General features: G+C 63.6%; 18 protein-coding genes. 9 read left to right on the forward strand and 9 right to left on the reverse strand.

Features of this window, described 5'->3' with window-relative positions; genetic code table 11:
- Nucleotides 1-17: 17 nt before the first annotated feature.
- Both D5125_06720 and ispG read right to left on the reverse strand, forming a co-directional pair.
- Complete coding sequence (locus D5125_06720; protein QFY89197.1) at nt 18-1,115, reverse strand: AFG1 family ATPase; 1,098 nt, start codon at nt 1,113-1,115, stop codon at nt 18-20.
- 118 nt (nt 1,116-1,233) lie between these two features.
- Nucleotides 1,234-2,469, reverse strand: a complete 1,236-nt coding sequence (ispG, locus tag D5125_06725) for a flavodoxin-dependent (E)-4-hydroxy-3-methylbut-2-enyl-diphosphate synthase (protein QFY89198.1) — start codon at nt 2,467-2,469, stop codon at nt 1,234-1,236.
- Nucleotides 2,470-2,834: 365 nt separating this feature from the next.
- On the opposite strand from ispG, the gene D5125_06730 reads away from it, so the two are divergent.
- From D5125_06730 to hemE, 9 genes are all read left to right on the forward strand, one after another.
- Nucleotides 2,835-3,404 carry a TRAP transporter small permease subunit gene (locus tag D5125_06730; protein QFY89199.1) on the forward strand — a complete coding sequence of 190 codons (570 nt, stop codon included), beginning with the start codon at nt 2,835-2,837 and terminating at the stop codon, nt 3,402-3,404.
- 2 nt (nt 3,405-3,406) lie between these two features.
- Nucleotides 3,407-4,696 carry a TRAP transporter large permease subunit gene (locus D5125_06735; GenBank protein ID QFY89200.1) on the forward strand — a complete coding sequence of 430 codons (1,290 nt, stop codon included), beginning with the start codon at nt 3,407-3,409 and terminating at the stop codon, nt 4,694-4,696.
- Between the two features lie 192 nt (nt 4,697-4,888).
- Nucleotides 4,889-6,751 (forward strand): NAD(P)H-dependent oxidoreductase subunit E, encoded by a 1,863-nt coding sequence (locus D5125_06740; GenBank protein ID QFY89201.1) that lies wholly within the window; start codon nt 4,889-4,891, stop codon nt 6,749-6,751.
- A 155-nt stretch (nt 6,752-6,906) separates the two neighbouring features.
- A complete protein-coding gene (locus tag D5125_06745) occupies nt 6,907-7,629 on the forward strand; it encodes a (2Fe-2S)-binding protein (GenBank protein ID QFY89202.1) in 723 nt (240 codons plus the stop codon).
- On the forward strand, nt 7,626-8,186 hold the full coding sequence (locus D5125_06750) for an NADP oxidoreductase (protein QFY89203.1): 561 nt from the start codon (nt 7,626-7,628) through the stop codon (nt 8,184-8,186). Before D5125_06745 ends, D5125_06750 begins: the two co-directional genes overlap by 4 nt.
- Before the next feature lie 119 nt (nt 8,187-8,305).
- The gene (locus D5125_06755) at nt 8,306-9,742 is read left to right on the forward strand and encodes a Ni/Fe hydrogenase subunit alpha (GenBank protein ID QFY89204.1); all 1,437 of its coding nucleotides are present in this window, start codon (nt 8,306-8,308) and stop codon (nt 9,740-9,742) included.
- 178 nt (nt 9,743-9,920) lie between these two features.
- A complete protein-coding gene (locus D5125_06760; protein ID QFY89205.1) occupies nt 9,921-10,376 on the forward strand; it encodes a hydrogenase maturation protease in 456 nt (151 codons plus the stop codon).
- A gap of 161 nt (nt 10,377-10,537) precedes the next feature.
- Nucleotides 10,538-12,400: a diguanylate cyclase gene (locus tag D5125_06765; GenBank protein QFY89206.1), complete on the forward strand. Its 1,863-nt coding sequence runs from the start codon at nt 10,538-10,540 to the stop codon at nt 12,398-12,400.
- 362 nt (nt 12,401-12,762) lie between these two features.
- The gene (hemE, locus tag D5125_06770; protein ID QFY89207.1) at nt 12,763-13,830 is read left to right on the forward strand and encodes a uroporphyrinogen decarboxylase; all 1,068 of its coding nucleotides are present in this window, start codon (nt 12,763-12,765) and stop codon (nt 13,828-13,830) included.
- A 162-nt stretch (nt 13,831-13,992) separates the two neighbouring features.
- On the opposite strand, the gene D5125_06775 is transcribed toward hemE, so the two are convergent.
- The 7 genes from D5125_06775 to D5125_06805 form a co-directional block, all read right to left on the reverse strand.
- The gene (locus tag D5125_06775) at nt 13,993-14,859 is read right to left on the reverse strand and encodes a fructosamine kinase family protein (protein ID QFY89208.1); all 867 of its coding nucleotides are present in this window, start codon (nt 14,857-14,859) and stop codon (nt 13,993-13,995) included.
- 40 nt (nt 14,860-14,899) lie between these two features.
- On the reverse strand, nt 14,900-15,343 hold the full coding sequence (locus tag D5125_06780; protein ID QFY89209.1) for a VOC family protein: 444 nt from the start codon (nt 15,341-15,343) through the stop codon (nt 14,900-14,902).
- A gap of 119 nt (nt 15,344-15,462) precedes the next feature.
- Nucleotides 15,463-16,341 carry a hypothetical protein gene (locus tag D5125_06785; protein QFY89210.1) on the reverse strand — a complete coding sequence of 293 codons (879 nt, stop codon included), beginning with the start codon at nt 16,339-16,341 and terminating at the stop codon, nt 15,463-15,465.
- The gene (locus D5125_06790; GenBank protein QFY89211.1) at nt 16,341-16,523 is read right to left on the reverse strand and encodes a transposase domain-containing protein; all 183 of its coding nucleotides are present in this window, start codon (nt 16,521-16,523) and stop codon (nt 16,341-16,343) included. The genes D5125_06785 and D5125_06790 overlap by 1 nt, the downstream gene beginning before the upstream one ends.
- Entirely contained in the window at nt 16,520-16,816 is a 297-nt protein-coding gene (locus D5125_06795) for a hypothetical protein (protein ID QFY89212.1), read from the reverse strand. Before D5125_06795 ends, D5125_06790 begins: the two co-directional genes overlap by 4 nt.
- Nucleotides 16,817-16,844: 28 nt before the next feature.
- Complete coding sequence (locus D5125_06800) at nt 16,845-17,399, reverse strand: glutathione peroxidase (GenBank protein ID QFY89213.1); 555 nt, start codon at nt 17,397-17,399, stop codon at nt 16,845-16,847.
- A gap of 55 nt (nt 17,400-17,454) precedes the next feature.
- Complete coding sequence (locus tag D5125_06805; GenBank protein ID QFY89214.1) at nt 17,455-18,681, reverse strand: methyltransferase domain-containing protein; 1,227 nt, start codon at nt 18,679-18,681, stop codon at nt 17,455-17,457.
- Nucleotides 18,682-18,692: the final 11 nt, after the last annotated feature.

Consider the following 18,692-nt stretch of genomic DNA (forward strand, 5'->3'; position numbering starts at 1 on the left):
CCGCCCTATGCTCTGCCTCAGCCTCTGCCCTCTGTCTTCTGAACATGCGGCCGCGACAGGTAGTCGGCGGTCTGCATCTCCTGCAGGCGGCTGGCGGTGCGCTGGAACTCAAACGCCAGACGTTCGCCGCAGTAGAGGGACTCGGGCGCTACGCTGGCGCTAGCCATGAGCTTGACGCCACGGTCGTAGAACTCATCCACCAACAGGATGAAGCGGCGGGCGCGGTCGTCGCTGCTGCCATCCAGGCGCGGGATGTCGGAGATGAATACCGTGTGCTGCTGGCGGGCCAGTTCGATATAGTCGTACTGGCTGCGCGGCGGGCCACAGAGGGCGTCGAAATCGAACCAGATCAGCCCGCCCGAGCGCAGGCGAAAGGTCACCTCGCGGCTGAGCAGGCTGAGCTGGCCGTCCCGCTCCAGGGGTTCGCACTGGAGTTGGGCAAAGGCCTGGCGCAGACAGGCCTCGGCCTCTTCACCCAGGGGCCAGTGATAGACCCCGGCGCGCTCCACCAGCCGACGCCGATAGTCCAGGCTGCCGTTCAACTCCAGCACCTGGGTGTGGCGCTGCAACAGGTCGATGGCGGGCAAAAAGCTGGCGCGCTGGATGCCGCCGCGATAGAGCAGCTCCGGTGGCTGATTGGAGGTGGTGACCAGGCAGATGCCCTGCTCGAACAGACCGCGCAGCAGACCGGCCAGGATCACCGCATCGGCGATGTCGATGACGCTGAACTCGTCCAGACAGAGCAGGCGTATCTTTCCGGCCAGCTGCCCGGCGACCAGGCCCAGGGGGTTGGCGCGGCCCTGCAGTTGACCCATGGCGGCATGGGTTTGCTGCATGAAACGGTGAAAATGCAACCGTTGGCGGGGTAGCTCCCCCAGGCTGTCGTAGAACAGGTCCATCAGCCAGGTCTTGCCGCGACCCACCCCGCCCCAGAGATACAACCCCCGCTGCACCTGCGGCTTGCGCCAGAAGCGCCAGGACCGGTTGTTTGATTGGCGGCCCGATGGGCTCAGACGCTGGCGCAACCCCTCCAGCTCGGCCAGGACCTGGCGCTGGTGTCGATCGATCTGGTGCTGGGGAAAGTTTTGCGTGGCGAGCTGTTCGATGGAGGTCATTCTATTTAATGGGGCTCAGGGCTCGGGATTCGGGGCTCAGGGAGGCATCCGGGGTTGGTGCCCCCGGATTCCGCTGCGCTCCATCCGGGCTACATTTGATTTGCGTTTATATGCGGGCCTAACCTAACCCCTGGCCAAACCGCTGCTGGATGTAGCCATCCAGCAGGGCGATGAAGTCTTGGCTGATATGGGGGCCTTTCAGGGTCTGGGCCTTTTGGCCGTCGATGAACACCGGGGCTGCCGGATTTTCGCCGTTGCCCGGCAGGCTGATGCCGATGTCGGCGTGCTTGCTTTCGCCGGGGCCGTTGACGATGCAGCCCATCACCGCCACCTTGAGCCGCTCCACGCCGGGATACTGCGCCTGCCAGCGCGGCATGGCCTCGGCCAGGTGGTCCTGTACCTGCTGCGCCAGCTCCTGGAAGGTGCCGCTGCTGGTGCGGCCGCAGCCGGGGCAGGCGATGACCTCGGGGATAAAGGCGCGCAGGCCCATGGATTGCAGAATCTCGCGGGCCACTCGCACCTCGCCGCTGCGCGATTCCCCCGGCGCCGGGGTGAGGGAGATGCGGATGGTGTCGCCTATGCCCTCTTGCAGCAGCACCGCCAGCGCTGCGGTGGAGGCGACTATGCCCTTGGAGCCCATGCCCGCTTCGGTCAGGCCCAGGTGGAGGGCGTAGTGGCTGCGGCTGGCCAGGCGGCGATAGACCGCAATCAAATCCTGCACGCCGCTCATCTTACAGGAGAGCACGATGCGCTCCGCCGCCAGACCGATGCGCTCGGCCTGGGCCGCGCTCTCCAGCGCCGAGGTGACCATGATCTCGTGCATCAGCTCATCCGGTGCCAGGGGCTCGGCGGCGCAAGCGTTGGCGTCCATCATCCGCGCCAGCAGTTCCTTGTCCAGGCTGCCCCAGTTGACGCCGATGCGCACCGCCTTGTCGTAGCGGATGGCGGTTTCGATCATCGCCGCGAAGCTCTCGTCGCGGGTCTGGCCGCTGCCCACATTGCCGGGGTTGATGCGGTATTTCGCCAAGGCCTGGGCACAGTCGGGGAAGTCCGCCAGCAGACGATGGCCGTTGAAGTGGAAATCCCCCACCAGTGGCACATCCAGGCCCTGGCGCTCCAGCCCCTCGCGGATGGCGGGCACGGCGCGGGCGGCCTCGGCGTTGTTTACCGTGATGCGCACCAGCTCGGAACCGGCCCGGGCCAGCTCCATGATCTGACGCAGGCTGGCGGCCACATCGGCGGTGTCGGTGTTGGTCATGGACTGCACCAGCACCGGATGGGCGGCACCCAGCCGCACCGAGCCGATACGCACAGAGGGGGTGGGGTGTCGTTTGGGCGTGGCGTTTGGGGTCATGATAAACCTGGATTCGGCAGTGAAGCCACAGAGAACATAGAGTTTTTCAACCTAAAAAGAGCATTTGGCCACAGAGCCACAGAGTACACAGAGAAAAATCAATGTGTTGGAAAGCGAACACTCAACACCTTCTAGGTGTCAAGTTCCGCCAGGTCGCCCGGCAGAGCCGGCCACCCACCCCAGGCCGCGCACGGCCAGCCAAGCCGAGATAATGGCTGCGATACAGGGGCAATCAGGCACGGTTATGGTATCAGCCCCTTTATGCGGCTTCATCCACAACCGGTTTTTTATCGTGGAAAATCTGTGTAATCTGCGCCCTTTGGTTTTCTTCCTCCCGCCGATTGCTGGGAGGCCGGGGGTGCTCCTTGTTTCTGCTCCGCCTGCAAGGCTTCATCGATGGCTTTTCTGATCTGCTGGGCCGGATTGCCGCCCTGCTGTTCATCCTGCTGCTGTTCAATGTCTTCTACGATGTGGCGGCGCGCTATCTGTTCAACTCGGTCAACCTGGGCCTGCAGGAGCTGGAATGGCACCTGTACGCCAGCATGTTCATGCTCGGTATCCCCTTCGCCCTGAAGAGCGGCAGCCATGTGCGGGTGGATGTGATTTACGACCGCCTCTCAGCCCGTGGCCGCGCCTGGATCGACCTGTTCGGCAGCCTGCTGCTGTTGCTGCCCTTTACCCTGCTGATTGCCTGGTACGGGGTGGATTTCGTCAAGGATGCCTACAGCATCGGCGAGGGCTCGCCGGACCCCGGCGGGCTGCCCCATCGCTGGGTGATCAAGTCGGTGATCCCCTTCGCCATGCTGTTTAACTTCATCAGCGGCATCGGCTTCATGCTCGCCGCGCTCAACTGCCTGCTCGGCCACAGCGGAGCGGACTGCGCCGACCAGGCCAGCAGCACCAGTACCAGCACCGGCACCGGCGGAGGCATCTAGGCATGATCGGCGTCATCATGTTCTTCGTGGCCCTGCTCTTGCTGCTGCTGGGCTTTCCCGTGGCCTACACCTTCGGTGGCGTGGCGCTGATCTTTGGCGTCTTTGCCCAGGGTCCGGACATCTTCGCCTTCATGCCCTTCCGCATCCAGAGCATCATGGAGAACACCACCCTGATGGCGGTGCCCCTGTTCGTGTTCATGGGCATAGTCTTGCAGCGCACCCAGCTGGCGGAGCAGTTACTGGAGGCCATGGGCCAGCTGTTCGGACCGGTGCGCGGCGGCCTGGCCATTTCCACCGTGCTGGTGGGCGCCCTGCTGGCGGCCTCCACCGGCGTGGTCGGTGCCTCGGTGGTAGCCATGGGCCTGATCTCCCTGCCGGTGATGCTCAAGTACCACTACGACAAGCGCCTGGCCAGCGGCACCATCTGCGCCGCCGGCACCCTGGGGCAGATCATCCCGCCATCGATCATCCTGATCATCCTCGGCGATGTGCTGGGCATCCCGGTGGGTGACCTGTTCAAGGCGGCGATACTGCCCGGTTCGGTGCTGATCGGCACCTATCTGGTCTATATCCTGACCATCACCTTTATCCGCCCCGAGGCGGCCCCGGCCCTGCCGCGGGATGCCAGCCTCAATCGGCGCGCCTTTTATCTCAAGGCGCTCAAGGCCATAGTCCCGCCCCTGGCGCTGGTGCTGGTGGTGCTGGGCTCGATCTTTGCCGGGGTGGCCACGCCCACCGAGTCCTCTGCCCTGGGCGGCGTGGGGGCCTTGATCCTGGCGCTGATCTATCGCCAGTTCAGTTGGCGGATGCTGTTTGAGGCCGCCCGGGATACGGTCAAGGTGACCGCCATGGTGTTCGCCATCCTGCTCGGTGCCACGGCCTTTTCCATGGCCTTCAGCTACACCGGCGGCGAGGAGATCGTCGAGGAGGTGCTAACCAACCTGCCCGGCGGCGCCACCGGCTTTCTGGTGCTGTCCATGCTGGCCATACTGGTGTTGGGCTTTTTCATCGACTTTGTGGAAATCGCCTTCATCATAGTGCCCATCCTGGCCCCGGTGGCCGATGCCCTGGGCATAGCACCGCTCTGGTTCGCCATCCTCATCGCCATGAACCTGCAGACCAGCTTTCTCACCCCGCCCTTCGGCTTCTCCCTGTTTTACCTCAAGGGCGTGGCCCCAGCCGGGGTGCGCACCCTGGACATCTACCGGGGGGTGGTGCCCTTTATCCTGCTGCAGATCCTGGTGCTGGCCACGGTCATGCTGTTTCCGCAGCTGTACGGTCTGAATGCTTAGCGAGGCCCCATCTCCGACCGACTAGGAGTCTGTCGAAGAGAAGAGAAAGGAGCTCAAATCCCCCTCAATCCCCCGTTGGAAAAGGGGGAGACCAACCCCCTCCGAGCCAGCGCTCAGGGCCCCCAGGAATGTCATCAACAGAATGAGCAAACTTGGTCTAGAATTGACCTTGATCAATCCTGGAGATGACCCATGCCCGCTGCCGCCACCCAGACCACAACCGAACTCGTCGCCCAGGTCTGTGGCCGCTTTGGCCATGACCGCACCCGGCTGATGGATATGCTCTGGGCCTTGCAGAAAGCGTTGCGCGGCATCGACAAGGCCACCCAGGCCCTGCTGGCGCAGGAATTGGGTACGCGCCGGGTGGTGATCGAGGGCATGGTCAGCTTCTATGCCTTCTTTACCGACCGGCCCACCGGCCGGCTGGCGATTCGCCTGTGTGACGATGTCATCGACCGCCATGCCGGTATGGAGGAGATCAGCCGCACCCTGCAGCAGGAGCTGGGCCTGGGTCTGGAGCAAACCAGCGCCGATGGCCTGTTTTCCCTGCATCACACCCCCTGCATCGGCCTGAGCGATCAGGCCCCGGCGCTGCTGGTGAATGAGGTGCCGGTGACCCGCCTGACCCCGGAGCGCGCTCGAGAGCTGATCCGCTGGCTGCGGCGGAACCCCGATCCTGCTGGCTTGGCCCAGACCCTGGTGGGCGATTTTGCCCCGCTGGGGGATGGCTGCAATGCCGATCCCCTGATCCATAGCCTGGTGGAGAACCAGATTCGCCTGCCTGGCCCGGTGCTGTTCGCTGAGCATCGGCCCTTCAGCGGCTTGCAGGCGGCGCTGCAGCAGTCCCCGGCGCAGCTGATCGCCGAGCTGAGCCGCTCCGGTCTGCGCGGGCGTGGCGGTGCCGGGTTTCCCACCGGGCGCAAGTGGGACTTCACCCATCGGCCGCCGGCGGAGCGGCGCTATCTGATCTGCAACGCCGATGAGGGCGAGCCGGGCACCTTCAAGGACCGGGTGCTGCTCACCGAGAAGCCCGACCTGCTCATCGAGGGCATGGTCATAGCGGCACGGGCCATCGGCTGTGCCGAGGGCATCATCTACCTGCGCGCCGAGTACGAGTACCTGCTGGCCTGGCTGGAGAATCGCCTGGCGGCTGCGCGTGCGGCCGGTTGGCTGGGGCAGGCCATTGGCGGGGTGCAGGGGTTTGACTTCGATATCCGCATCCAGATGGGTGCCGGGGCCTATGTCTGCGGCGAGGAGAGCGCCCTGATCAGCTCCTGCGAGGGCCTGCGCGGCGAGCCGAAGAACCGTCCACCCTTTCCCGCCGAGCGCGGCTATCTGGGCTGCCCCACCTGCGTGGATAACGTCGAGACCCTGGCCTGCGCGGCACGCATCTTCGCCGAAGGGGCGGACTGGTTCCGTGCCCTGGGCACCGAGCAGAGCAGCGGCAGCAAACTGCTCAGCATCAGCGGCGACTGCGCCCGGCCCGGGGTCTATGAGGTGGAGTTTGGTGTTTCTATTGCCGAGCTGTTGGCCCTGGTTGGGGCTGAACAGACCGGTGCCGTGCTGGTGGGCGGGCCGTCAGGGCAGTTCATCGGCGCGGATCAATTCGAGCGGCGCATCGGTTTTGAGGACCTGCCCACCGGCGGCGCCTTGCTGATCTTCAACCAGAGCCGCAACCTGCTGCAGGTGGTCAACCACTACCTGGACTTCTTCATTGACGAAAGCTGCGGCTACTGCACCCCCTGCCGGGTGGGCACGGTGTTCATGAAAAAGCGCATGGAGAAGCTGGTCAAGGGCAGCGCCGAGCCGTCCGATCTGGATTACCTGAAGAACCTGGGTGCCACCCTCAGGGCCAGCAGCCGCTGCGGCCTGGGCCTGACCGCGCCGAACCCGGTGCTCAGCACGATGGAACACTTCCCGATGATCTACTCGGCCCTGGTCAAGCCACCCAAGGACGGCCAGCACGCCTACTTCGACATCCAGGCCGCGCTGGAAGAGTCCCGCCACCTCGCCAAGCGCCGCTCGATGATCTACGACGTGGATTATGAAAATTAGAAGCCTGAAAAGTCCGCAAATGAACGCTAAAGAGGACGCGGAGATCGCGGAGAAGCGCAGAGACCGCAGAGTATTAGTGAGTTTAAGAACATCTAATCTCTGCGTCCTCTGCGCTTCTTTGCGTGCTCTGCGTCCTAATAATGAGGCCTAAACTGATGAATCAGACGTTTGAATTTACCCTTGATGGCCGGGTGATCCGGGCTGAGCGGGGGCAGAGCATCATGCAGGCGGCCGATGGGGCTGGGGTTTATATCCCGCGCCTGTGCGATGTGGAGGGCCTGGAGCCGGAGGGCAGTTGCCGGGTGTGCACGGTCAAGGTCAATGGCCGCTTCGCCGCTGCCTGCACCCAGCCCGCCGAGGCGGGGGCGGTGGTGGAGAGCGAGACCGCCGAGATCAACCACCACCGGCGCATGCTGGTGCAGATGCTGTTTCACGAGGGCAATCACCTCTGTCCGATCTGCGAGGCCAGCGGCAACTGCGAGCTGCAGGCCATGGCCTATCGCCTGGGCATCCACCAGCCCACTCGCTTCCCCTATCTGCAGCCGGTGAGGCCGATGGACGCCAGCCACCCGGACATCATGCTCGACTACAACCGCTGCATCCGTTGCGGCCGCTGCATCCGTGCCTCGGCGGATGTGGATGGCAAGCACATCTTCGACTTCGTCGGCCGCGGCATCAACAAGCAGATCGGCATAGACGCCGACTATCTGGCGGAAACTGCCGCCAGTCTGGATGATTTGACCTTCAGCCCCGGCCTCTGCCCGGTGGGCTGCATCCTGCGCAAGGGCCAGGGCTTCGCCACCCCCATCGGCCAGCGCCGATTTGATCAGGAGCCGATTGGCAGCGACATCGAGCGCAAGCGGGAGGAACCGGCATGAGCAAGAAACGTATCGCCACTGTATCCCTGGCCGGCTGCTTTGGCTGCCATACCTCCTTTCTGGATATAGATGAGCGTCTGATCGATCTGCTGCAGTTGGTGGAGTTTGATCGCAGCCCGCTCAATGACCTCAAGCGCTTCACCCGGCGCTGCGATATCGGCCTGATCGAGGGCGGCTGCTGCAACGAGGAGAACGTGCATACCCTGCAGGCGTTTCGCCGCAACTGCGACATCCTGGTGGCCATGGGCCAGTGCGCCATCATGGGCGGCCTGCCGGTGATGCGCAACGCCATCATGCACAGCGCAGACCCCCTGCGCGAATGCCTGGAGACGGCCTATCAGCACTCGGAGCGGGTGTACAACCCGAGCAATCAGATCCCCAACGACCCGGCCCTGCCGCTGGTGTTGGACAAGGTCTATTGCCTGACGGACGTGGTGCAGATCGACTACCAGATCCCCGGCTGCCCGCCCAGCGCCGAGACCCTCTGGCAGTTCCTCAGCGCCCTGGTCACCGGCCAACCCCTGGCGCTGGAATACCAGCAAGTGAAATATGATTGAAGAGGGACGCAGAGACCACAGAGAAGCGCAGAGAACGCAGAGCCAAATAAAAATTCTCTGCGGGCTTTGCGCTTCTCAGCGTTCTCTGCGTCCTACCGCTAACTCAAGAGGCTCCAGCCATGCCCAAGACCCGTGTTGTTGAGATTGAGCCGGTTACCCGTGTGGAGGGTCACGGCCGGATTACCGTGCATCTGGATGAGCAGAATCAGGTGGATGAGGCGCGGCTGCATATCGTCGAGTTTCGCGGCTTTGAGCGCTTTATTCTTGGCCGACCGCTGTGGGAGGTGCCGGTGGTGGTGCAGCGCCTGTGCGGCATCTGCCCGGTAAGCCACCATCTGGCGGCGGCCAAGGCCATGGACCGGATCATGGGGGTGCGCAAGATTCCGCCCACGGCGGAAAAGATGCGGCGGCTGATGCACTACGGGCAGATGATCCAGAGCCATGTGCTGCATTTCTTTCATCTCTGCTCGCCGGATCTGCTGTTTGGCTTCGATGCCCCGGCCGCCGAGCGCAACATCTTCCGCGTCATCGAGACCAACCCCGAGCTGGCCCGCCAGGGTGTGCTCATGCGCAAGTTCGGTCAGCGTTTGATCGAGGTCACCGCCGGCAAGAAAATCCACGGCACCGGCGCGGTGCCCGGTGGCATCAACAAAAATCTGAGCATTGGCGAGCGTGACGGGCTGCTGGCCGAGCTGCCGCAGATGCTGCAATGGGCCAGGGGTGCGGTGCAGATCGCCCAGGACTATGTGACCGAGCATCGGGCCCTGGCGGAGTCCTTCGCCAGCTTCAACTCCAGCCATCTGAGCCTGGTGCGCGAGGACGGTGCCCTGGAGCTGTACGACGGCCAGCTGCGGGCGATAGACGCCAGCGGCAATATCATCTTCGATCAGGTGGATAACCAGGACTTCAACGACTACCTGATGGAGGAGGTGCGGCCCTGGTCCTACATGAAGTTCCCCTTCATCAAGCGCCGTGGGCCTATCGACGGCTGGTACCGGGTGGGGCCGCTGTCCCGGCTCAACTGTGCTGGTTTTATCGACACCCCCGAGGCCGACCAGGCCCATCAGGCGTTCAAGGCCTTTACCGGCGGCCAGCCCAACCCCATGAGCCTGGCCTACCACTGGGCGCGGATGATCGAGGTGCTGCACTGCGTGGAGAAGGTCGAGCGCCTGCTCCATGATCCTGACCTGCAGGGCACGGACCTGATCGCCCAGGGCGAGCGTCAGGAGGAGGGCATAGGCATCATTGAGGCACCACGCGGCACCCTGTTCCACCATTACAAGGTGGACGAGCAGGGGCTGGTGACCTTCTGCAACCTCATTGTCTCCACCACCAACAACAACGAGGCGATGAACCGGGCAGTGACCCAGGTGGCCAAGAGCCACCTGTCCGGCCAGGCCAAGATCAGCGAGGCCATGCTCAACCACCTGGAAGTGGCGGTGCGCGCCTACGACCCCTGCCTGAGCTGCGCCACCCACGCCTTGGGGCAGATGCCGCTGGCGGTGGAGCTGTACGATGCTGCTGGCGGGCTGGTTGAGCAGCGAGTCAAGGCCTAAGGCTCGTGGAGCGAGCAGCGATACCCCGGAATATGAAACATTTCTTGGCTGCTTCGGGACTCGGGACTCGGGACTCGGGACTGGTGAGCCTCCATGGATGTTTCAGTAAATCGCTGGCTGCTGGTAGCTGGCGGCTGAAGGCTGGCAGAGCTGGCCGCTGGCAGCTGGCCGCTGTCCCATGCTCCTCATAGGCTACGGCAACCCCGGTCGCGGTGATGATGGCCTGGGCCCTGCCCTGGTGGAACGCCTCAAGGCCATGGACCTGCCCGGCCTGAGCCTGGATGCCGACTACCAGCTGACCCCGGAGATGGCCGCCGATCTGGCCGCTCACGCCCAGGTGGTGTTTGCCGATGCCAGCCGTGAACCCCTGCCCCGGCCCAAACTGAGCCCCCTGCAACCGCGCCCACCGGCCAGCTTCAGCAGCCACGGCCTGCAACCGGCAGAGGTACTCTACCTGGCCCAGCGCCTGTTTGGGGCCTCCACCCAGGCCTTTGTCCTGGCCATCCCCGGCCGGGAGTTCGATGTCTTTCGCGAGGGCCTCTCGGCACCGGCCCGGCACCAGCTGCAGCTGGCCGTGGAGCGGGTGCTGCGGATGCTCAGCGAACCCGAGCCAGACAAAGGCCGGGCAGACTGAACCGGCTGGCGCGCTGCCCGCCCTTTCTGCCAATCCGGCTTGGCTTGGGGACGCTTTGGCTCCTATAATCCCACAAAGTCACAGTGAAATCGGCAATGCGTCGGCCTGAAGACAAACTCGCCATAAGAATACACAACAAGCCAGAAGGCGACCCCAGCAGCATGACACTTACCCACAAGACCACCCTGTTCTTTCTCCTCCTCGCGCTCCTGGTGGCGGCCGCCTTGACCACCATCAGCATCTTCTCCTTCCAGCACATGTACCTGTCCACTGCCAAGGGGCAGGCGCGCACCGCCGCCGAGATCGTGCGCGTTCACCTGACCGAGGCCATGGTCAATGGCACCATCGACAAACGGGAGCAGTTTTTCGATCGCCTCAACGACGTGCAGGACCTGATGAGCGTGCGCGTCAGCCGCGCCCCTGCCGTTGTGGAACAATACGGCCCGGGGCTGCTGGGGGAGAATCAGATCAATGAGATCGAGAAAAAGGTCATCACCAGCGGCACCACCCACTTCGAGGTGATCGAACACAAGGGCCAGACGGCGCTGTTCGCCTCCATTCCCTACATTGCCGAGATCAGCCGCACCCCCAACTGCCTGACCTGCCACAACGTACCGGCAGGCTCTGTGCTGGGGGCCATCACCCTGACCATCTCCCTGGAGGAACAGCGCCGCCAGGCCCTGTTCACCATCGGCTTTGTCATCTTCCTGGTGAGCGTATTCGCCCTGGGTGCCGGGGGCTATGCCCTGCGCACCGCCAAGCCCCTGATCAGCATCGCCGATCAGCTGCAAAAGACGGTGGAGAAGGCCCAGCACGGTGACTTCAGCGGACGCATCAAGGCCAACCGGCAAGACGAGCTAGGCAAGATAGCCGCCGATGTCAATCATCTGATGGTGCATCTGCACAACACCATGATGGCCATCAGCAACAAGGTGGCCGGGCTGATCCGCTACAACATGCCGCGCTCGGACAACATCCTCGACACCACTACCGAGATCGTCGATAGCCTGGCGGATGTGTCCATCTTCAAGCAGTCCATCGAGGAAGACGAGTCCACCACCATCGTCTATGTGCGCCTGGCGCGGGTGCTGCGCAAGGAGTTCCTGCTCGACCACTTCGTCATCTACGAGGTAGATGTGGCCAAGAACCACATGAACCCGGTGGTGATCGAGGGCCAGGATGCCCAGCACAGCGAATGGTGCGACCCACAGATCCTGATCCGTGCCGATAGCTGCCGCGCCAAGCGCACCGGCCATGCGGTGGATTCGGTGGAGCAGCACAATATCTGCCCCATGTTTCGTACCTGTCATGACCTCAAGCACTGCCGTCATGTCTGTATCCCCATCATCCAATCCGGCAGCGTGGGCGGCGTGGTACAGCTGATCACGGACCACATTCAGGCCCCCCTGCTGCACAACATGCTGCCCTTCATCCAGGTCTATCTGCGCGAGGCCGCGCCGGTGCTGGAGAGCAAGCGCCTGATGGAGACCCTGCGCGAAACCACCCTGCGCGACCCCATGACCGGCCTGCACAACCGCCGCTTCCTGCAGGAATACGCCGACAACCTGACCAGCTACACCGACCGCAACAAATCCGCCTTCTCCGTGCTCATGGCCGACCTGGACTTCTTCAAGCAGGTCAACGACACCCACGGCCACGAGGCCGGAGATGCCACCATCAAGCAACTGGCCACCCTGTTCATGCAGACCGTGCGTCAGTCCGATTTGGTGATACGCTACGGCGGCGAGGAATTTCTCATTCTGCTGCGCGACCTCACGCCCGAGGCGGCCATGGAAACCGGCGAGAAGATCCGCCAGGCGGTGGAGAACACCAAGTTCCAGATCGCCGGTGGCAGCATCAGCAAGACCCTGTCCATTGGCATAGCCAACTACCCCAGCGACAGCGCCACCTTCTGGCAAACGGTAAAATACGCCGACGTGGCCCTGTACAAGGCCAAGGAAACCGGCCGCAACCGGGTCATCCAATTCGCCCCGGAGATGTGGGAGGGGGAAGGGGCCTATTAAAAAGTTCGAACCTAAAAAGAGCATTTGGCCACAGAGCCACAGAGCGCACAGAGAAAAATCAATGTGTTGGAAAGCGAACATTCAACACCTTCTAGGTGAGCCTGGTCTGATAGGTAACTCTTTGAAACAACTCTGTGATCTCTGTGTCTCTGTGGCTTAACTGAGGAATATAGGTTGAAGTTTGAAACAACGGTGCCGCTGCTGTTTGCCCCCTCTCACCCCGGGAGAGGGCTGGGGTGAGGGTGAAAGCTTGAAGGGTGAAAGAGTGGCCTCGCGAGTCGCGCAGCAAGCTGCCCTCCCACACTACTTTGCGGTCTCTGCGTCCATCTTTTGCTTCCGGCTTGGCCGGGTTAGGAATGTCTGTGTCTGAATTGAAAAATGATCGTTTTCTGCGCGCCCTGCTGCGCCAGCCCGTCGATGTCACCCCGGTGTGGATGATGCGCCAGGCCGGGCGTTATCTGCCCGAATACCGCGCTACCCGGGAGAAGGCCGGCAGCTTCCTCGATCTGTGCAAAAACCCCGAGCTGGCCTGCGAGGTCACCCTGCAGCCGCTGCGGCGCTACCCGCTGGATGCCGCCATCCTCTTCTCCGATATACTCACCGTGCCTGATGCCATGGGCCTGGGGCTGTATTTTGAAGAGGGCGAAGGCCCCCGCTTCAAGCGCCCGATCCAGGATGAAGCCGCGGTAAAGCGACTGCCAATCCCCGAGATAGAAAGCGAGCTGGGCTATGTGATGGACGCGGTACGCACCATCCGCCGCGAGCTGGCCGGCAGCGTACCCCTGATCGGCTTCTCCGGCAGCCCCTGGACCCTGGCCACCTACATGGTCGAGGGCGGTTCCAGCAAGAACTTCGCCAAGGTCAAGGGCATGATGTTCGACCGCCCGGATCTGATGCATGAACTCCTGGCCAAGGTCGCCAGCGCGGTGATCGACTACCTCAACGGCCAGATTGCCGCCGGTGCCCAGGCGGTGATGCTGTTCGACACCTGGGGCGGGGTGCTCAGCCCGCGCGACTACCGCAACTTCTCCCTGACCTACATGGAGCGCATCATCGCCGGCCTGACCCGCGAGAGCGAGGGCCGAGCGGTGCCGGTAATCCTGTTCACCAAGGGCGGCGGCGAATGGCTGGAGCTGATGGCCGACGCCGGTGCCGACGCCCTCGGCCTGGACTGGACCAGCGATATCGGCGAGGCGCGCGCCCGCGTCGGTGACCGCGTCGCCCTGCAGGGCAACATGGACCCCTGCATCCTCTACGCCTCGCCCGAACGCATCCGCGAGGAGGTTGCCTCGGTGCTGGCGGGCTTCGGCCCCGGTGCAGGCCATGTTTTCAACCTCGGCCACGGCATCCATCCCGGCATCGACCCGGACCACGCCGGGGCCTTCATTCAGGCGGTACACGAGCTGAGCCCTCAATACCACGGCGGTTAGAGAAGGGTTCGCCCATAAACGCGAATCAACGTCTATTCAGGGCGTTGAGCGGTCAATCCTGGGCGAGCTGGAATACTTACCAACAGCATGCAGACCAAGGGCTGAGCGGCATAACCTGAAATGGTTGCCGAAAGCCTTTGCCTCCATGGGCGGGCTCAGTCTTCAACAATCTGCCAACAGCGACTCGATCATCGATTGGGCCTGGCCCAGGTAGCTGCCGCCGAACAGGTTGGCGTGGTTGAGGATGTGGTAGAGGTTGTACAGGGTCTTGCGGGTCTTGTAGCCCGCATCCAGCGGCCAGACCTGGTTATAGGCGGTGTAGAAGTCGCGCCCGAGGCCGCCGAACAGCTCGGTCATGGCAATCTCCGCCTCGCGGTCGCCGTAATACACCGCCGGGTCGTAAATCACCGGCATCCCCTGTCGGTCATAGCCCAGATTACCGCCCCAGAGGTCACCGTGCAGCAGGGAGGGTGCCGGGCGGTGGTCGATCAAGGCCGGAAAACGCTCCAGTAACTGCTCCGCCCGCGCCAGTGGCCGCGCCGCGAGCAGGCCCTTGCGTTGCAGCAGCTTCAGCTGGGGACCGAGCCGCCGCTCGCGCCAGAAGTCGATCCACTGGTCACACCAGGCATTGGCCTGCGGGGTGGAGCCGATGTGGTTGTCGCGCCACCAGCCAAAGCGCTCGGCCTGGCAGCCATGCAGCCGGGCCAACTGGCGGCCGGCCTCGGCACCATCTCCTCGCCCGCCCAGATCGATGTATTCCAGGACGATGAAACTCTGCCCGGCGTCAATGCCGCTACAGAGCGGCCGGGGCACGCGGATCGCCCCGGTATCGGCCAGGGCGTGCAGGCCTGCCGCCTCGGCCTCGAACATCTCGAGCCGGTCGGCCCGGTTGAGCTTGACGAACCAGTGCTGATCGCCCTGGCTCAGCATCAGGGCATCGTTGATGCAGCCGCCACCAAGATGACGGCTCTGATCGGGGGTAAAGGGTCGTCCGCTGTGCTGGCGGATCTGTTCGATGATCGCTTGCATGGGCAAGAGTCTATGGCATGCGCACGCGGACCTCCAGCGCTCACAGCTCCAGCGGACGCACCGGCATCTGCAGCCAGGAGTCGTCCCTGCGCCAGTCGAACTCGGGCTTGTCGACGTAGAGTTCCACCTCGTTGCCATCAGGGTCGTGCAGGTAGAGGCTGTAGGTGATGCCGTGATCGGCCATGCCGTCAATCTGCGCGCCCTCGCGCTCTATACGTTGTTTCGCCTGGCGCAACTGCTCCAGACTGTCGCCTACCTTCCAGCCGACATGATAAAGCCCGATGCGCCTGCCCTGCGGCAGCCCCTGCGCTGATTCGCCGACCTCGATCAGCAGCAGTTCGTGGTGGGTGCGGCCACCGCTGAGCAGCAGGGCCTTGCCCCTGAACAGCTTGCCGACCTTCTGCAGGCCAACGATGTTCTGATAGAACTTCTGAGCACGCGCCAGGTTGCGCACGTAGAAGACGACATGGCCGAGTTCGGTCATCGCTGTTTACTCCGTTCACTCAAGAGGACGCAAAGTTCGCCGAGAAGCGCAGAGTACGCAGAGTTGAAGAGCATAACCATCAATATCTCTGCGCTCCTTTGCGTTCTCTGCGTCCCGATCTATTCCAAACTCTGTTGCAGCCGGTTTTGCACCCGGGCGGCATTGAGTTGTTCGGGGTTGAGGATCTCGGGGTAGAGACGCCAGTGGTGCTCCAGCGACTGGGCCTGGATGTGCAGTTGATGCTCCAGCCAGTCGCGCTGGGTTTCGCTCAAGCCCTGCAGGGTCAGCAGGCTGGGGGCGACCCAGGCGAAGTAGTCCTGCACCAGCCTGGTGTGCTCCGCATCGGGCCAGTGAGGGGTCAGCAGCAGGGCGGGAAAGGCCTCGGCGGAGAGTTCCTCGTCGTGCTCGCGGATCAGGCCGCTGCCATCGCTTTGGCGCTCCACCCAGTGCTTGTGGATGTTGAAGCCGGCCCGGCGCTTGACCTGGCTCTCCACCGGCGCGGCCTGGGGATAGCGGCGCTGGCTGGGCAGGCCCTCGCCGCCCAGGGTGCATTGCCAGCGACGCGGTTCGGGCGAGGGTCTGGCGCTGCCGGGCAGGCGGCTGTCGAGCAGGGCCAGTGGGCGGCCTTCGGGGTCGAGCAGCCACAGCTCCAGGCTGTCGGCCAGGGCGAAGGGGATCTGTCGGGCGTCTTCGGCCACCCGCTCCATCAGTGCATCGCCGATGCGGGTGAGTTCGCCGTCGTCGAAATCGGGGGCCAGCGGGCGCTTGACCAAGCCCTCCTCCTCGGACCAGAGGCCGTAGCGGCAAAAACCGCTGCTGTTGGATTCCCGATTCAGAGACCCCCATCCGCCGCTCATGCTGATGTGCACCTGCAGGTCCCAGACCACGCCGTTGGAGCTGATGGCCCGGCCCTGGTCAGCCTCGATCACCTGCAACACCCCGAGAAAGGGGTTGACCCTGCGGATGGCGTAACAGCGTGTCTCGCCGGGGGCAAGCATCAGAGCCCGAGCCGTTGGCGGACCCGCTGCATGAGCCCATCGGCCAGTTCCTGCAATTCGGGGGGGATCACCTCGTAGAGGTATTCCAGCTCATCCAGCACCCTATTCAACTGATCCTGGTCGAGTCGCTCCAGCTGGCCACTCACCTGTTGCAGGTAGCCGTAGGGATCGACGCCGTTCATTGCAGAACCTCAGCCTGAGGGCTCTGATCGTACTCGGCCTGAAGGTGATCCGGGTTGACGCAGAGGCGGTTGCCGCAGGTCTGTCGCACCCGTACGCCCGGCGGGAGTTCCTCGTGGTGGGCGATGAAGCTGGCCTGTGCGGCACTGACCGTGCGCCGACCCTGGGCGTCGCTGATCATCATGCGGCCGTGGCCACTGTTGGCGATCTGCCCCTGCCACTCCCAGCAGCTGGTGTCCGGATTGATCTGCACCTGAAGTCGGATCAGGCCGCGCAGGCGAAGGGATGAGTGCATGGCAACTACCTCCGATAGTCCGCCAAGGTCAAAGGGCGGCCTCGATGGCCCGGGTGATGGTCTTGCCCAGGGGTTCTTCACGGCTTTGCCAGCTGCCGACCAGGCGTCCCTGACGATCGAGCAGGTATTTGTGGAAGTTCCATCTGGGTGTCTCGCCGGAGGCCTCACCGAGGGCGCGGCAGAAGGGGTGGGCCTTGCCGGCCTTGACCGAGGTCTTGCCGTACATGGGGAACTCCACCCCGTAGGTCAGGCGACAGAAGGCCTTGATGCTCTTCTCGTCGCCGGGCTCCTGGTTGGCGAAATCATTGGAGGGGAACCCCACCACCAGCAGGCCGCGCTCGCGGTAACGGGCATAGAGTTTCTCCAGGTCATCGTACTGATCGGTGAAGCCGCAGCGGCTGGCGGTGTTGACTACCAGCACCACCTTGTCGCGGAACTGCTGGCAGAGGTTGTCGACCTGGTCGCTGTCGAGGCGGTGGTGCTCGTAATCGGCCCCGGTGTGGCAGACGGGGGCTTTCTCGGACGCCTGTACCGCCCCGAGCAACCCGGCGAGGGCAAGCAGTGTGATTATCGACTTGAACATGGGGTATCCTCCGGCGAGTTTGCAGGGTTGTTCGCGACCTTTCTGCTATCGGGCATCAAGCCTGACGGTAGGCCCAGACCAGATAGAGCGGGTCGGCGAAGGCCGACTTGCCGTAGTGGGGGTCGTCCTCGGGCCGTGGCAGGCCGCGCAGGGAGAGGCTGTGCAGATCTGCGAAGTCGTTTTCGAGGAAATACTCGGAGACCAGTCCCATGCGCTCGAACTCGTGCAGGTCGCTCCACAGGGCAATGCTCTTGGTGGGGAACCAGCGGTTGGAGAAGCTGACGACGCAGATACCGCCGGGGCTGAGCACCCGGTGCACCTCGGCAAATACCTGCAAGGGGTCGGTCAGGTATTCCACCGAGGCGCTACAGATCACGGCATCGAAGCTGGCGTCGGTGAAAGGCAGCACCGGCTTGCGGTTGAGGTCCTGCCGCAGACAGCGGTCCAGACGCGGGTTGGCGTCCAGCTCTTCCGCGTTCATGCCCAGACCGGTGACCTGCTCGAACTCCATCTCCGGCGGCAGATGGGAGTCCCAGCTGGCCATCAGGTCGAGTACCCGCTGGCGTCCGCCAAGCAGCTGCCGGTACTGCCCCTCCAGCTCCCTCAGGCAGCGCCGGTCCAGGTGCTGCACCATGCGCGACAGGCTATAGAAGATGCCATCGGCGTTGTAGTCCACCCGGCGCAGGGCATCCTTGCTGAGAAACCGGGTCGGCCCCTGGCTTGAGCGCACCTGCATGCCCGGGCCGAGCAGCATGTCGTTGATCACCTCATTGCAGCGGCCACCGTGCTCGTCGCCGGTCGGCTGGAGGTCGATAATCTCGGCCTGAATCCTGGCATTGTAGCGGGCCATGGGGTGGCTGAGGTCCACCTCCAGGCCATCCGGGTCGGTATCGAGCACGCGCATGGGCTGCATGTTGCCACGGAAGATATCGCTCACCCCGGCGATCATCCCCTTGGGATAGAAACGGCCGATTTGTGGCTCCAACCGACTGCCATCCAGGCGACGGCCGTGGAACCGATCGGCCTTGATGCGCATTGGCTTGCGCGTCTGCCAATCGCCGAGTTGCTCGCATTTGGCCAGATCGAGCCGGGTACTGGCGCGGCTGCCTTGGGGCTGCTCTCTCAGGCCCTGTTGCAGTTCCGGCGGCAGCAGGTCCAGATCCCGCCAGACGTTGAATTTGGGTACATGCCAGATCTCACTGTGTCGGCCCTGCTCGCTGCGCCAATCGGCGCGAAAGGCCAGGTGGGCCAGGCTGTGCTGGGTCAGTCGGGGTTCGCTCATGATGGGTGCTC

Source organism: gamma proteobacterium SS-5, from assembly GCA_009497875.2.
Classification (GTDB): Bacteria; Pseudomonadota; Gammaproteobacteria; order Chromatiales; family Chromatiaceae; genus Magnetovirga; species Magnetovirga frankeli.

Excerpts from the sequence above, each read along its gene's own strand:
- ispG (QFY89198.1), bottom strand. The coding sequence starts at position 2,469 with ATGACCCCAAACGCCACGCCCAAACGACACCCCACCCCCTCTGTGCGT.
- D5125_06720 (QFY89197.1), bottom strand. The coding sequence starts at position 1,115 with ATGACCTCCATCGAACAGCTCGCCACGCAAAACTTTCCCCAGCACCAG.
- D5125_06800 (QFY89213.1), bottom strand. The coding sequence starts at position 17,399 with ATGTTCAAGTCGATAATCACACTGCTTGCCCTCGCCGGGTTGCTCGGG.
- D5125_06765 (QFY89206.1), top strand. The coding sequence starts at position 10,538 with ATGACACTTACCCACAAGACCACCCTGTTCTTTCTCCTCCTCGCGCTC.
- D5125_06735 (QFY89200.1), top strand. The coding sequence starts at position 3,407 with ATGATCGGCGTCATCATGTTCTTCGTGGCCCTGCTCTTGCTGCTGCTG.
- D5125_06790 (QFY89211.1), bottom strand. The coding sequence starts at position 16,523 with ATGAACGGCGTCGATCCCTACGGCTACCTGCAACAGGTGAGTGGCCAG.
- D5125_06775 (QFY89208.1), bottom strand. The coding sequence starts at position 14,859 with ATGCAAGCGATCATCGAACAGATCCGCCAGCACAGCGGACGACCCTTT.
- D5125_06755 (QFY89204.1), top strand. The coding sequence starts at position 8,306 with ATGCCCAAGACCCGTGTTGTTGAGATTGAGCCGGTTACCCGTGTGGAG.
- D5125_06740 (QFY89201.1), top strand. The coding sequence starts at position 4,889 with ATGCCCGCTGCCGCCACCCAGACCACAACCGAACTCGTCGCCCAGGTC.
- D5125_06795 (QFY89212.1), bottom strand. The coding sequence starts at position 16,816 with ATGCACTCATCCCTTCGCCTGCGCGGCCTGATCCGACTTCAGGTGCAG.
- D5125_06750 (QFY89203.1), top strand. The coding sequence starts at position 7,626 with ATGAGCAAGAAACGTATCGCCACTGTATCCCTGGCCGGCTGCTTTGGC.
- D5125_06805 (QFY89214.1), bottom strand. The coding sequence starts at position 18,681 with ATGAGCGAACCCCGACTGACCCAGCACAGCCTGGCCCACCTGGCCTTT.
- D5125_06780 (QFY89209.1), bottom strand. The coding sequence starts at position 15,343 with ATGACCGAACTCGGCCATGTCGTCTTCTACGTGCGCAACCTGGCGCGT.
- D5125_06760 (QFY89205.1), top strand. The coding sequence starts at position 9,921 with ATGCTCCTCATAGGCTACGGCAACCCCGGTCGCGGTGATGATGGCCTG.
- D5125_06785 (QFY89210.1), bottom strand. The coding sequence starts at position 16,341 with ATGCTTGCCCCCGGCGAGACACGCTGTTACGCCATCCGCAGGGTCAAC.
- D5125_06745 (QFY89202.1), top strand. The coding sequence starts at position 6,907 with ATGAATCAGACGTTTGAATTTACCCTTGATGGCCGGGTGATCCGGGCT.